Origin of the sequence: Gracilibacillus sp. D59, assembly GCF_052246695.1 — a bacterium.
Lineage (GTDB): Bacteria > Bacillota > Bacilli > Bacillales > Amphibacillaceae > Gracilibacillus.
Window position 1 is genome coordinate 12,212 of sequence record NZ_JBQQCK010000003.1, and the last position, 14,636, is coordinate 26,847.

14 protein-coding genes are annotated in these 14,636 nt (G+C 35.2%); 13 read left to right on the forward strand and 1 reads right to left on the reverse strand.

Annotated elements, in window-relative coordinates; genetic code table 11:
- The first annotated feature begins 32 nt into the window (after positions 1 to 32).
- The 11 genes from ACTWP4_RS06465 to ACTWP4_RS06515 all read left to right on the forward strand — a co-directional run bounded on the left by ACTWP4_RS06465 (position 33) and on the right by ACTWP4_RS06515 (position 11,779).
- Positions 33 to 920 (forward strand): carbohydrate ABC transporter permease, encoded by an 888-nt coding sequence (locus tag ACTWP4_RS06465; protein ID WP_058306003.1) that lies wholly within the window; start codon positions 33 to 35, stop codon positions 918 to 920.
- 10 nt (positions 921 to 930) lie between these two features.
- Positions 931 to 1,773, forward strand: a complete 843-nt coding sequence (locus ACTWP4_RS06470; RefSeq protein WP_443127948.1) for a carbohydrate ABC transporter permease — start codon at positions 931 to 933, stop codon at positions 1,771 to 1,773.
- Between the two features lie 29 nt (positions 1,774 to 1,802).
- Positions 1,803 to 2,912 carry a glycoside hydrolase family 172 protein gene (locus ACTWP4_RS06475; protein WP_443127949.1) on the forward strand — a complete coding sequence of 370 codons (1,110 nt, stop codon included), beginning with the start codon at positions 1,803 to 1,805 and terminating at the stop codon, positions 2,910 to 2,912.
- A gap of 258 nt (positions 2,913 to 3,170) precedes the next feature.
- Entirely contained in the window at positions 3,171 to 4,193 is a 1,023-nt protein-coding gene (locus ACTWP4_RS06480) for a LacI family DNA-binding transcriptional regulator (RefSeq protein WP_443127950.1), read from the forward strand.
- Between the two features lie 143 nt (positions 4,194 to 4,336).
- Positions 4,337 to 5,647 carry an extracellular solute-binding protein gene (locus ACTWP4_RS06485; RefSeq protein ID WP_443127951.1) on the forward strand — a complete coding sequence of 437 codons (1,311 nt, stop codon included), beginning with the start codon at positions 4,337 to 4,339 and terminating at the stop codon, positions 5,645 to 5,647.
- A 75-nt stretch (positions 5,648 to 5,722) separates the two neighbouring features.
- Entirely contained in the window at positions 5,723 to 6,604 is an 882-nt protein-coding gene (locus ACTWP4_RS06490; RefSeq protein ID WP_443127952.1) for a carbohydrate ABC transporter permease, read from the forward strand.
- A 14-nt stretch (positions 6,605 to 6,618) separates the two neighbouring features.
- Positions 6,619 to 7,491 carry a carbohydrate ABC transporter permease gene (locus ACTWP4_RS06495; RefSeq protein ID WP_443127953.1) on the forward strand — a complete coding sequence of 291 codons (873 nt, stop codon included), beginning with the start codon at positions 6,619 to 6,621 and terminating at the stop codon, positions 7,489 to 7,491.
- A 39-nt stretch (positions 7,492 to 7,530) separates the two neighbouring features.
- Positions 7,531 to 9,003 (forward strand): glycoside hydrolase family 32 protein, encoded by a 1,473-nt coding sequence (locus tag ACTWP4_RS06500; RefSeq protein ID WP_443127954.1) that lies wholly within the window; start codon positions 7,531 to 7,533, stop codon positions 9,001 to 9,003.
- A gap of 7 nt (positions 9,004 to 9,010) precedes the next feature.
- Positions 9,011 to 9,280, forward strand: coding sequence for a substrate-binding domain-containing protein (locus ACTWP4_RS06505; protein WP_443127955.1), 270 nt, complete (start codon positions 9,011 to 9,013; stop codon positions 9,278 to 9,280).
- Positions 9,281 to 9,371: 91 nt separating this feature from the next.
- Entirely contained in the window at positions 9,372 to 10,256 is an 885-nt protein-coding gene (locus ACTWP4_RS06510) for an ROK family protein (protein WP_443127956.1), read from the forward strand.
- Positions 10,257 to 10,435: 179 nt separating this feature from the next.
- A complete protein-coding gene (locus ACTWP4_RS06515) occupies positions 10,436 to 11,779 on the forward strand; it encodes a NosD domain-containing protein (RefSeq protein WP_443127957.1) in 1,344 nt (447 codons plus the stop codon).
- 415 nt (positions 11,780 to 12,194) lie between these two features.
- Here the strand turns inward: ACTWP4_RS06515 and ACTWP4_RS06520 are convergent, their stop codons facing one another.
- Complete coding sequence (locus ACTWP4_RS06520) at positions 12,195 to 12,488, reverse strand: winged helix-turn-helix transcriptional regulator (RefSeq protein ID WP_443128285.1); 294 nt, start codon at positions 12,486 to 12,488, stop codon at positions 12,195 to 12,197.
- Between the two features lie 198 nt (positions 12,489 to 12,686).
- Here ACTWP4_RS06520 and ACTWP4_RS06525 point away from each other — a divergent pair, with 198 nt between their 5' ends.
- Both ACTWP4_RS06525 and ACTWP4_RS06530 read left to right on the forward strand, forming a co-directional pair.
- Complete coding sequence (locus tag ACTWP4_RS06525) at positions 12,687 to 13,550, forward strand: NAD-dependent epimerase/dehydratase family protein (protein ID WP_443127958.1); 864 nt, start codon at positions 12,687 to 12,689, stop codon at positions 13,548 to 13,550.
- A gap of 140 nt (positions 13,551 to 13,690) precedes the next feature.
- Positions 13,691 to 14,581 (forward strand): NAD(P)-dependent oxidoreductase, encoded by an 891-nt coding sequence (locus ACTWP4_RS06530; RefSeq protein ID WP_443127959.1) that lies wholly within the window; start codon positions 13,691 to 13,693, stop codon positions 14,579 to 14,581.
- The last annotated feature ends 55 nt before the right edge of the window (positions 14,582 to 14,636 follow it).

Here is a 14,636-nt window from a genome sequence, read left to right on the forward strand (position 1 = left end):
TCCGATAATTTTTAAAAGAGAGAGTGATCAAAATGCAAGGAACAATGAAGAAATCAGTAAAGTGGAAAATTGCCTGGTTATTAATTTTACCTGTACTGCTTGTTAGAGGTTTTACTATTGTATATCCCTTGATCGTAACATTTATTAATAGCTTTTTTGAAATTAATATGTTTAAAGGTGGGGAAGCAACGTTTATAGGTCTCGAAAATTTTTTCTATATATTCCAAGACGAAAAAATACAATCTTCTATTAACTTTACCATTATCTTTACTGTAGTCTCTATGGTTTTTCATGTGATTTTAGGCGTATTTTTAGCTTTGATGCTTAATATGAAATTCAAAGGAAAAAAGTTTTTAAGAACGATTACTTTAATTCCTTGGGCAATGCCCATGGTCGTTACTGGTATAGCTGCTAAATGGGCATTTAATGATAGTTATGGATTAATCAATGACTTAGTAAGAAGAATTAATCCTGATTTTCATTTTGATTGGCTTATACACCCATGGTCAGCACAGTTGTCTGTTATATTAGTAGATTTATGGAAGGATATTCCGTTTTTCGCGATTTTAGTGTTAGCAGGTTTACAATTTATTCCTGAAGAAATTTACGAATCAGCAAAGATTGATGGTGCTAATGGATTAAAATCTTTCTTTAAAATAACGCTCCCGATGATAACGCCTACTTTATTAACTTTATGCATCTTCTTTACAATGTGGAGAATAACCATGTATGACTTAGTGTATGCAATGACTTCTGGTGGTCCAGGCGATTCAACTAGTCTATTGGCATACAGGATTGCTGTAGAAGCATTTACAAATTTAAATATTGGTTATGCATCTGCATTAGCTTTAATGTTGTTCTTTATCATGATTGCGTTTAGTGCCATAAATCTATTATTTATTAAAAAGGCACAGTACTAGGAGGGATTTTATGAATGCAAAACAAAAGTATATTTTGCAATTTTTTGTAAGGTGGGGATTAACATTTGGTGTTGCATTTATCATTTTAGTTCCTCTATATTGGATATTTGTTTCTTCAATCACACCTAGAGGAGAGTTATTTTCAACGCCAATTAATTATTTTCCAGAGAATTTTACATTTCAAAATTATGTTGATTTATTTATTGACTTAGATGTAGAAGTAATGGCATGGAACACATTAGTTGTAACAGCGTTATCCTTAATTTCTACAATTATTTTGGGGACAGCTGCAGCCTACGCTTTTGCTAGATTCGAAATATTTAACAGCGTTAGTTGGGCTTTTAGGTTATTATTATTTTCAGCATTAATACCACCTGTCATTACAGCTAGGCCACTGTATGATTTTATGAAGTCATTCAATTTAGTTGATACGTATTTAGGCTTAGTTATTCTCTATACCAGTTTATTATTACCATTTTCAGTTTTGATTTTATATAACTTTGTTAAGCAGATTCCAACATCTTTAGAAGAAGCAGCGCAAATCGATGGTGCTCATTTTGGTCATATTTTATTTAGAATATACTTTCCACTTATGAAGCCCGCGATAGCAACTGTTTCGATTATTAATTTTATTCTTAGTTTAAATGAGTTTTTTACCCCACTATTTTTCACATATAAAATTAAAATGTTAAGTGTGGGAATTACAACAGTACCAAGAGAGAGTAACTTTGAGGTGCCTTGGGATCTAATCAGTGCAATGGGCTGGTTTATCATATTACCTATTATCTTATTTGTACTATTTTTTGAGAAAAACATTATGGAAGGTATTACGCAAGGTGGCGTTAAACAATAATAACAAACTGTTTGAAGGAGTGAGAAGTTATGATGCAAGATATGTTTTTAAATAGTCTATCCACATTACCATTAACGAATAATGTAAAATCTAGAGCTATTACAGCAGAAAATCCTAAAGGAGAGAAAGGTGCTGGTGGCAAAGCGGCGAGTCATTTAGGGCCGTCTCGAAAAGGATCTCCTTGTTTAAGAGATGTACAACCTGGTGAAACAGTCACTTTATGTGATATAGAAGGGCCTGGTGTCATTCAACATATATGGATGACCGTAACAGATCAAACGGATAAAAACTTCTTTGTGTTACGAGATTTAGTATTACGTATGTATTGGGATGACGAAGAACATCCATCGGTAGTAACACCTTTAGGTGACTTTTTCTGTAATGGGTTTGGAAGAGGCTGTCAAGTGAATTCATTACCGATTGCTGTGAACCCTACGCGTGGTTTTAATAGTTACTTTGCTATGCCATTTCATAAAAAGGCGAAAATTACCATTGAAAATCAACATGAGGGACCAATACCTGCTCTGTTTTATCAAATTGATTATGCTCTACATGATGAATTACCGAAAAATACAGCTTATTTCCATGCGAAATGGAATCGCCAAAAAATTACGAATAAAGCAGAAGACTATGTGATTATTGATGGAATTAAAGGAAAAGGACAATATATTGGTACGTATATAGGTCTAGCAACTTTAGAGAGATATTGGTGGGGAGAAGGAGAAGTGAAGATGTATCTGGATGGAGATACCGATTACCCTACTATTTGTGGTACAGGCTTGGAAGACTATTTTGGCGGAGCATGGAGTTTTGCTTCTCAAGAAAATGGGAGAACGGTGGAAAACACGTATTGTACGCCTTACCTAGGTTATCCGTATTATTCACGGCATGATGAAATGGTTCATAATCCTTACCATAATGATGATGTACCACCTATGCGAGGTTTTTATCGTTGGCATATTTTAGATCCTATTCGATTTGAAGAGGAACTTAAAGTAACTGTGCAACAAATCGGTGTCTATAAAAACGGGCTTTTTGAAAGGCAAGATGATGTATGTTCTGTTGCGTATTGGTATCAAACGGAGCCACATCATCCATTTGAACCTATAGTAGATGCGAAAAAGAGATGGCCTAGGTAGTTTATTTGTTTAAAAGCTGTGCTTTTTTAAGCACAGCTTTTGTATAAGTTTTATTATAAAAGTATTTTTGCTGGAAGAAAAAAGTGCAATTTATAATAACTCGTATGATCGTCATATTACCTGCTACTAGATATAGAAACATTAAAGAATGATGGATTATTTTGAAAAAAGTATTGACTTATAAATCAAAAAATATTACAATTTGGTTAATCGATTACGTAAACGATTACAATATAAGATGTTGGATTGGTGAGGGAAATGGAAGGCAATAACTCAAAGAAAAACATTAGAATTAAGGATGTCGCTGAAAGTGCAAATGTTTCTACAGCAACGGTATCACATGTGATTAATGGAACAAGATATGTTTCTCCAGAAGTTACCGAAAGAGTTGTACAAGTAATGGAGGAACTAGATTATCGTCCTAATTCAGCTGCTAGAAGTTTAAGAAGTACGAAGACCAATACAATAGGTTTTTTAATTCCTGTAAAAAAAGATGATACATCTAAATCATTTTTTATGTCAATTGCTGAAGGGATTGAAGCAAATTTAAACAGAAAAGGATATAACTTGATATTAAGTAACTCTAAAGAAGATATGCAAGAAGAAATAAATAGAATAAAAATGTTTAACACCCAATTAGTAGATGGATTAATATTAGCACCAACAAATGATGATTTTGTCCATATCCAGGAAGTATTAGACAATCACTTCCCAATAGTAATGATAGATAGGTTACCGATTAATTATAAAGGTGATTATGTATTGGTTGATAATTTCCAAGGAACATATGACGGTGTGGCGAAATTAGTGACTTCAGGGTATAAGAAAATCGGTTTTATCAGTTCTGAATTAGGTATTACAACAACTAATGAAAGATTTGAAGGATACAAACAAGCACTGAAAGATAATCATATCCAGTTTAACGACAAGTTTATTGAATTAGGACTTTCTTCTTTTCAATCTGGTTATGAATTAACAGAGAAGCTTATTGGTAACAATATTGACTCATTATTTATTGCAAATAATATTATGACGATGGGGGCAGTTAAATGTATACAAGATAATGGTTTGCAAATGCCAGAAGATATTGCAGTGGTTGGATATGATAATTATGATTGGACTAAAATAACTACACCACCATTATCAGTGGTAAACCAACCAGCCTTTGATATCGGATTTAAGGCTGCTGAATGTATTTTAAATCGTATCAATAATAAAAATCAAACAAAAGCTAATCATATCAAATTGAAAGCTCAACTTAAAGTAAGGAAATCTATTTAAAAGATTTTTTTACTTTAATTATTTAATCGATTACGTAATCGATTAAATATCCGAAATGAAATGAAACGGCCTGAACATGTGCTTTGGGATAAATAAAAGGTAGGAAGTCTAAAAATAAAAATATTTTGTGGGAGGTTTATAATATGAATAAGAAATTATTATTTTTAATAACTCTATTATTTGTTGGATTGTTGTTATCCGCATGTGGAGATGATAATGAAGTTGTAGAGGAAAATAACGAAGATAATACATTGACAGTACTAGTTGAGGGTGGAAGTCCTGCAGAGACAGTTGCCGAAGAAACACGTGATTCTTTTAAAGAAGAGACTGGTTATGAAGTAGTAATCGAATCTGTACCATATACAGGTGTGTATGATCGAATGAGAACAGAATTAACAACAGGTGCAGGCGCTTTTGATGTTGCAACCATTGATACAATTTGGCTCCCAGCATTTTATGAAGGGTTAGAACCTATTCAGGATATCGTAACAGATGAAATGAGCGGAGACCTATTTCCCGGATTAATAGATGGATCAACAATTGAAGGTAACGTTTATGGATTACCAACATGGACAAACTCCAAAATATTATTATATAGAAAAGATCTATTTGAAGACGAAAACAATAAAAGTAAATTTGAAGCTGAATTCGGCTATGAATTAGCGCCACCAGTGAATTGGCAACAATATAAAGATGTCGCAAGCTTCTTTGGCAATAATGAAGATTATCCAGAGCTTTACGGAACAACTGTTTTTGGTGCAAGTTCCGGTGACTCAGTGGCAAGTTGGTTAGACCACGTGACACAAGCTGGAGCAGATAATTTGGTATTGGATGATAAAGGAGAAGTGGTTGTTAATGACCAATATCATGTAACGGCATTAAATATGTTAAATGATTTAGTTTCAACGGATGGAATTGTTCCAGAAAATACTATGGAAACGGCTTCAGCAGAAACGGCAGAATTATTTTATAACGGAAACTTAGCAATGATGTTAGCTTGGGGACATTTCTATGTGCCGGCAAATGACCCCAATACGTCTGATGTAGCTGGAAAAGTTGGAGCTGCACCAATGATTGCAGGTGAAGCGGGAATCGGCGTTGTGCCAGGACCTTGGTATCAAGTTATTCCAGCTTCGTCAACTAAGAAGGAAATGGCAAAAGAATATCTTAAGTTTATGTATGAGAAAAATGAGCTTTATACAGATGCGTTAGGTGTAGCCGCAAGACAATCTGTGTTTGAGGAGTATGGACAACAAGATAAGTATTCGCATTTGACGCCATTAGCTACAACATTAAATGCAGCTCAAACACAAAATAGACCATCAACTGCTCAATGGCAAGAAATAGAAAGTGAAGCGTTAATTCCAGCAGTGCAAAAAGTACTTGGTGGAGAGGCAACAGCTCAAGAGGCTTTAGGTGAAGCAAAAGAAATAATCGAAGGTATTGTAAATTAAACACAAAGCTGAAAAAGGATAGGTTTACTTCCTATCCTTTTCTCAATCAAATCATCTTAGAAGGAGAGTGGTTTTATGACAAAAGAATCAAAAATATCCTTTTTGTTTTTCGCACCAGCAGGTATGTTTATGCTTATATTTCTATTTTTTCCTGTAATGCTTTTGATAAAAGATAGTTTCTTTCAAGTAGATATGATCTCGCAAGATTCAGGAACATTTGTAGGTATAAGTAATTATATAGAATCTATTAAATCTGAACGTTTCTTGGGGGCAACAACTAACACACTGATTTATGTTGTAGTTGCAGTTAGTGCTGAACTATTGTTGGGGTTATTTTTCGCTATGCTATTAAATACTGGTTTTAAAGGACATGGATTAGTAAGAACAATTTTGCTGAGTCCATTAATGATAGCACCATTAGTGTCTGGTTTAATATGGAAATTCATGTTGAACAGTCAATTTGGTATTGTTAATCAATTATTGTATGACTTTAATATCACTTCGAGTAGGCATGCTATTCAGTGGTTATCAGATGATAGGACGGCATTACTATCGACTATCATTGCTGATATTTGGTTGACTACACCATTTATGATGCTAGTATTACTTGCTGGTTTACAAGGAATTCCAAATACTTTGTATGAATCAGCTAAAATTGATGGAGCAAATAAATTCAAAACATTTTTTTATATTACACTACCATCATTACTACCAGTAATGGTTGTAGCGATATTAATTCGAACAGTAGATGCAGCAAGAACATTCGATATTGTTTGGGTTTTAACACAAGGTGGTCCTGCTAACTCATCGGAAGTGTTAAGTACCTATATGTATAAAACATTAACTAGATATGGTGAGGTTGGTGAATCAAGCGCTATGGCAGTGCTGTTTATCATTCTTCTATTGTTACTTAGCTCTTACTTCCTTGTAAGTATGTTTAAAGCAAACAAAAAATAGAGAGGAGATGGAAAATGGAATCTTTAAGTAATACAACTCAAGAAAAAAAATCACTGTTTCAATGGATTAGGAAATATAATAAACAGTTTATAGGTTTTATCACGACCATACTAGCACTGTTGTTTATAAGTCCGTATATATTTATTATTTTTACATCTATTAAACCATCTTCAGAAGCAATAAGTAATTCTCCAACGTTTTTTCCAAAAGAACTTTCAATAGAGAATTACATTTCTATGTTTGATCAGATGCCAATATTAAGTTACTTTTTTAATAGTTTTATTACAGCTTTTATTAGTACAGTATTGTCTGTTTTTTTGGGTGCATTAGCGGCATATGGGCTAGCAAGATTTTCATCGAAATTAGGAAATGTATTTCTTTTAATTACTTTATGTATTCGCATGATACCTATGATAAGTATTGCGATTCCAATGTATATTATTATTAATTCAATGGGGTTAATTGATACTCATGCCGCCTTAATTATAACCTATACAAGCATAAATGTTCCTTTTGCAATTTGGTTAATGATGGGTTTTTTTAATAATATTCCGAAAGAATTTGATGAAGCGGCGAGAATAGATGGATGCAATATTTTTACATCTTTTTTAAAAGTAATATTACCAGTATCTTTACCGGGTTTAGCCACTACCTCAATATTTTGCTTTATGCTGGCATGGAATGACTTTTTATTTGCTTTATTATTAACTAGTACAAATGCTAAAACAGCTACTGTTGGAATTTCTGAATTTTTAACAGCATATAACTTAGATTTGGGTCCCATGACAGCTGCAGCAGTTAGTTTTAGTTTACCAGTAATGATATTTTCCATACTAGTGCAAAGATACATTGTTAGTGGAATGACATTAGGGTCTGTTAAAGGATAGAGAAATTTATTGTTACAACAAAGTAAAGGGGACAACTTCATGACACAAAATCATAGTGAACATGTTAATCAAGCAACTAATTATATTAAGCAACAAGAAAATAAAGTAAGAAATACAAAATATCGATTGAATTATCATATGATGCCACCTGTAGGTTGGATGAACGACCCGAATGGACTTGTTCAATATAAAGGTGAATATCATTTGTTTTATCAACACTACCCTTATGCTCCAAAATGGGGACCGATGCATTGGGGGCATGCAAAAAGTAGAGATTTAGTCAATTGGGAACATCTTCCCGTGGCATTAGCACCTTCTGAATATTATGATAATGGTACAATGGATGACCATGGCTGTTTCTCAGGAAGTGCTATAGAAAAAGATAATGAATTGTATTTACTTTATACAGGGCATTCTATTGAACGTGAATCTATGCAAGTACAATGTATAGCGAAAAGTGGAGATGGAATACATTTTATCAAAGAAAATCAAAATCCTGTAATTGACTATTTCCCGGAGGATGGGTCAAAGGATTTTCGTGATCCTAAGGTTTGGCAATATGATAATCAATATTATATGGTAGTAGGTTCTAAAAAAGACGGGAAAGGAAAAGCTCTCTTGTATCAATCATCCGATTTAATAGAATGGGGATATAGAGGAGTAGTAGCTGAAAGTAACGGTAAACAAGGAGATATGTGGGAATGTCCAGACCTATTTCCATTAGAAAAAGAACATGCTCTTATATTATCACCGATGTATGGGGAGAAAAATGAAAAACCTATTATTATTTTTGGTGAGATGGATTACAAAGTCGCAAAATTCTCCCAAGATAGAAGTATACTCTTGGATTATGGTCATGATTTTTATGCCCCCCAAACATTGAAAGATGAAAAAGGAAGACGAATTATGATTGGGTGGATGGATATGTGGTTCTCAAAACGACCATCTGAGGAAGATGGTTGGGTTGGAGCTATGACCATTCCTAGAGAATTAACCTATAATCATAACGGGATTTTTATACAGCAACCAATTGAAGAATTAAAAGCCTTAAGAAATAATCATCATCACATTCAGGATTTTGAAATACATGGAGTGCACAGGTTTCCCAAGTTAGATGGAATTGCAACTGAGTTATGCATTGACTTTGATATCGTTAATTCAGATTCACCTGTATTTGGTCTTCATTTAAGATGCTCTACAGATAGATCAGAAAAAACAATTATTAAAGTAGATACGATTAATAAAGAAATTATAGTGGACCTAACCTCAGCAGGTAAAGGAAAAAGTGGGGTTTACAAGGCACCATATAATTCTAAAACTGATGGAAAATTGAACTTAAGAATATTCCTTGATACTACATCAATGGAGTTATTTGTGAATCATGGTGAGCAAGTTATAACAAACAGGATATATCCTCACTCTTCTAGTAACGAAGTAGATTTATTTGCTGAAGGGGGAAAAGCAAGAGTATTAAAGGCAGATAAATGGTCTTTAAGATCAGTATGGAAATGATAGTTATTTGCAGGTTGCGAAAGAATTACAGGAGAAATATCCGGATATTGGTGGTGTTTTCTCTGTTGATTTAGTAGCAATCGCCTTCTTAAGGGAAGCGATGAAAAAAGGAATAAATGTTCCAAAATTATTGCAACTTGTTGGGTATGATGGTTCTTTTGTTTCTCACATGACGTATCCTTCATTTCCAAGTGTTGTACAACCTTATGAAGGATTGGCGCAACAAGCCGTTAGCGTATTGTATCAACTAATGAATAAGGGAACATTGGCAAGTTAACCTATTAACTGGATGTTTATATGAATGAAAAAAAGTAACGCTCTAAGAGGAGTTTCATAGTAATGAGTGAAAGAAAAGGAGCAAAGTTGTAATGACGGAGAAATTATTAGGCTCGATTGAGGCAGGAGGGACGAAGTTTGTTGTTGCCGTGGCGGATTTCGATTTCAATGTGAAGGAAATAACACAGTTTCCAACGACAAAACCGGAAGAAACGCTGGCAAAGGTGGTCAATTTCTTTAAACAATTTGAGGTAGCGTCTATTGGCATTGGTTCCTTTGGGCCGGTCGATGTGAACGTAGAATCGAAAACTTATGGACATGTGCTGAATACCCCTAAAGCGGATTGGTCTGGATTTGATTTCTTAGGAACCTTGAAAGTCGCCTTTGATATCCCGATGTATTTCACCACGGATGTAAATTCTTCGGCTTACGGAGAGTATACGAAGGGTTCTGCGCGTAGTGCTAATTCGGTGGTTTATTTCACGCTTGGTACGGGTGTCGGTGGTGGCGCTCTCCAAGATGGGCGGTTTATCAGCGGAATCGCCCACGCTGAAATGGGTCATGCGACGGTTATCGCGCACCCTGAAGATACGTATGCGGGAGGTTGTCCTTTCCACAGCAATCATTGCTTTGAAGGCCTTGCTGCTGGTCCAACACTAGAAGGGCGCACGGGGATAATAGGAGAAAAACTCCCTCGAGATCACAAGGTCTTTGATTTTATCTCCTACTATGCAGGACAAATTGCCTTCAATACCTTCGTGAACATGGCACCAGAGAAAATTGTTTTCGGGGGTTCAGTCCTCCATGAATCGGATATGCCAAAGGTTCGCGAGTATTTCAAACAATTTAACAATGGCTACGTTGCCACGCCAGATTTAAAAGAACTCATCGTTCGACCAAGCATTGAAAACAACGGTTCCGCAACAATCGGTAACTTTGGATTGGCCTTGAAGGCGTTAAAAGATAATAAGAATTGAGTGAGCTCATAAAGTCTTTAGGAAAATACTGATTTTTCTTGTAAAGTAATTATCCTTCTGAGCGAAAATAATCAGAAAAGCTGCAGAAAAAGCACGAATTCGTAAGGCTTTACTTCCAGCTATATCAAGGAAAAAGTAGTTTATGGACAAACATACTAAATTGATAGGAGAATTTATTTATGGCTAGTAAAAATTATTACGACGTAACAGAGTGGCCTGTCGGTAATCCTTATGAGGATATTGGTGAGGTAATCAATAGCATTATAGCAGATATTAAAGGTAGGCAAACGGACACTGATGTGAATAAAGGTGGAAAACCGGGTGCAGTTATCTATATACCACCGGGAGATTATCATCTTGTCAGTCAAGTAGTTATAGACATCAGTTATCTTAAAATTATGGGTTCTGGACACGGGTTTACATCTTCGAGTATTCGTTTCAATACACCTGAAAATGAATGGGCGGATTTGCATGAATTGTGGCCGGGAGGAAGTCGCATACTTGTAGATACCCCCCTAGCAGTAAATGACGAGGAATATAAAGGAGCTGCATTTTTTATTGAACGAAGTGGAAACCCCCGAATAAGTTCGGTAGAATTTGCTGACTTTTGTATTGATGGTTTGCATTTTATTGAAGATGGTTCAGGAGAAACAACTCCGGAAAACTCTTACACTAATGGGAAAACGGGTATTTATGTAGCAAGTGCTTGTGACTCATTTCGAATTACAGGCATGGGTTTTGTGTATTTAGAGCATGGAATTACTATTTATCATGCAGATGCACTGACTATACATGATAATTTCATAGCCGAATGTGGTAACTGTATAGAACTACGAGGTTGGGGACAGGCTTCAAAAATAACCGATAACTTGATAGGAGCCGGTTTTAAAGGATATTCAATTTACGCTCAAAATTTTGGTGGACTATTGATTACAGCGAATAATGTTTTTCCACGAGGTGCGAGCAGTATCTATTTTGATGGTGTGACACGTTCTAGTATCACAAATAATAGACTTCATTCATTTTATCCAGGAATGGTGGTATTCAGGGGAAATTGTTCGGAAAACTTGGTTTCTTCAAATCACTTTTTACGTGACCATGAACCTTGGGCACCTTTTCAGGGAACAGACAATGGTTTAGATGATTTGTATGGTCTCCTCTATATCAGTGGCAATAATAATTCTATAATTGCTAATCACTTTTCTAAATTAATTAATACTGAGAACATCAAGCCGGTAGGTGTTACACCTGTAATCATACGGATTGTTTCGGGTAATGGAAATTATATATCTAATAATCATGTTGTTGCCACGGAGGTTCATGCCAAAATAAGTGATTCTTGTTTCTCTGCGCAAGTAGACGCTTTGTTGACTACCGAAGCATCAGAGCGGATTACCGTAACAACAGTATTGGTGGAAAAAGAATCGCTTCAAAATACGATTCTTGATTCGGGAAGTGATGCGCAGGTTGTTATGGACAAGACTGTAAATGCATTCAGAGCCACTCCAACGGCAAGAGCATAAATAATATACTCAACTATATTCTTGTGGTAGTTTTTTGTTCCAAAGTTTCAATTGCAAGTCGGACACTTGAATTAATTCGATTGGCATTTAATTTTTTTGGTGCTTCTAGCGATGGTAGTGCCTCTTTTTATAGTGTTCCCCATATTTTGATAAATGCCAATAAAGTAAGTAGATAGAAAAAAGGAATACTTTTTTAAAAAGACTTCCAGAAAATGTCTCCTTTTAATTTGGGAGAAAGTATGAATTAAACTCTATGTAGAGCTTAGAAGAAACTCAATGTGACAAAGAACGTCACATTGAATCTCTTCCTATTTGCCCGAGGATGATCAAGGCACCCCGAGTTTTTGTTCTTATTTTCTTCTAGTTATGTCCCATCCTGTGTTTAAAAGAGCTTTTTTAGGACAGCCACTTTATATTACGTCCATTGAGCACCCCATAATTTCATTTCTTTAATGATTTTATGTAAGGCATGCCCTTTTTTGGTTAATGAATATTCAACCGTTACAGGTACGGTTGGGTAGGCCTTTCTGATAACGATTTCATTTTTTTCTAAATGACGCAACGTATCTGTTAATGCTTTTGGACTAATGTTATGAATCGCTTTTTGTAATTCTCCAAATCGTTTCGTTCCTTCAAATAATTCTCGTAACACTAGAAATGACCATTTCCCCCCGATAATATTAAGTGCTTTTTCAATGGAACATTCCATGTTTTGTTCTACTACATTTTCCACTTAAATCCCTCCCCCACACTGGTGATAGTTACTATAAATTTTATATTACATAACCTATTTATTATTATATCAAAAATAATTCAGTACTTTAAATGGATAGCTTTACTATTTATACTTAAAATACAAGGTTATTAATTTACTTAATAATCAATAGAATGAATTAGGAGGATAAGAATGAAAAAAGTTGTTGTAACAGGTGGAAGCGGCCTTCTTGGGCCATGGGTAATTAAAGAGTTTTTAGATCATGGTTATGAAGTAGTAAATGCAGACGTTAAACATCCAAAAGAAGCTTTATGTAAGACCGTAATCACAGATTTAACGAACCTTGGTGAAGTATACGGGGTATTAGCGGATGCTGATGCAGTCGTTCACACTGCCGCTATTCCAGTAGCTTATTCTCATCCGAATGAGGTGACATTTCAAAATAATGTGATGTCGACCTATAACATTCTTGAAGCAGCCGGCAATTTAGGAATTAAAAAGGCTGTAATCTCTTCTAGTGAATCCTCCTATGGTATTTGTTTTGCAATAAATGAGCTAGAACCACAATATGTTCCAATGGATGAAGCACATCCTCAATTACCACAGGACAGCTATGGACTGTCTAAGATTGCAAATGAAAAAACTGCTGAAATGATACATAACAGAACTGGAATGCAAGTAGTTTCCATGCGATTAGGAAACGTCATTTCTCCGGAAATGTACGATAACTTCCCTGGGTTCATCCATGATCCAGAACAACGCAAGCGGATCCTTTGGAGCTATATTGATACAAGAGACGCTGCCAGTGCATTTCGTTTAGCTGTTGAAACAGATGGTTTAGGGGCAGTTCCATTAAACATTGCTGCTGATGAAACGAGCATGGATATTGAAAGTAAAGAATTAATGACAAAGGTATTTCCAAATGTAACAGATATTCGTGAAGACCTTGATGGCTTTGTAAGTCTATTAAACAATAAAAAAGCGAAAGAACTACTAAACTGGCAACCTATTCATTCATGGAGAAGCTATGTTCAAGTAGAATCACTTAACACATAAGAAAAGCACAAGCGCTTTAGTCACCCTAGGGCAATAGGACTATCCTATATGGATGCTTTTTGTCACATAGAGAGGATAGGTGCTGGATCTAGACAGCGAAGCATAAATTTTACTTATCTTAAAATAAAAGGAGGATATAAATGAAAAAAATTGGCTTTATCGGTTTAGGTACAATGGGCCTTCCAATGGCAGGGCATTTATTAAACAACGGCTATGAAATTATTGTGTATAATCGTACGAGAAATAAAGCCGACTCCCTTGAAAAAGAAGGAGCAATCATTACATCCTCACCTAAAGAAGTTGCTGAAAAAAGCGACGTTGTTTTCACTATGCTAACTGCGGATCAGGCTGTTGAAGAAGTTATTTTAGGCGAAACAGGCATTATTAAAGGAGCACATGCCGGCTTAATTGTTGTTGATAGCAGTACAATCTCACCGAATACAAGTAAAAAAGTAGCAGCTACCCTTTTGAATGAGGGCATTGAAATGTTAGATGCACCTGTTACAGGTAGTGAACCTCAAGCCATTGAAGGTATATTAACTTTTATGGTTGGAGGAAAGAAAGAAGTTTATGAAAAATGTGAGCCTCTATTTTATGTGATGGGAAAACAAGCATATTATATGGGGGACAATGGGGCAGGTTCCTATACGAAATTAGCTAATAATACAATGGGTGCTATTAATCTACTATCCTTTTCTGAAGCCATCACGATGGCAGCAAAATCTGGGGTTGACCCAGAGCTATTTATAAAAGTCGTCAGTGGCGGTGGTGCTAGAAGCGGGATGATGGATAATAAAGGTCCGAAAGTATTAAGTAGAGATTTTTCTCCTCATTTTATGACTGATCTTATTTATAAAGATCTAGGATTAGCAGCTGATGTTGCAAAAGAACTGGAACTACCGACCACTGTTTTATCCTTAGTAAAAGAAATGTTTCAAATGGCAAGAGCAAAAGGATTTGGGGAAGAAGATATGAGCGCAATAATAAAATGTTATGAAGAATTAGCAGGAATCGAAGTGAAAAAGAAGTAAACTTCTCTAGGATCAAAATTTTTGAAAATAAACTAAAAATCATGACAGGAGTGTC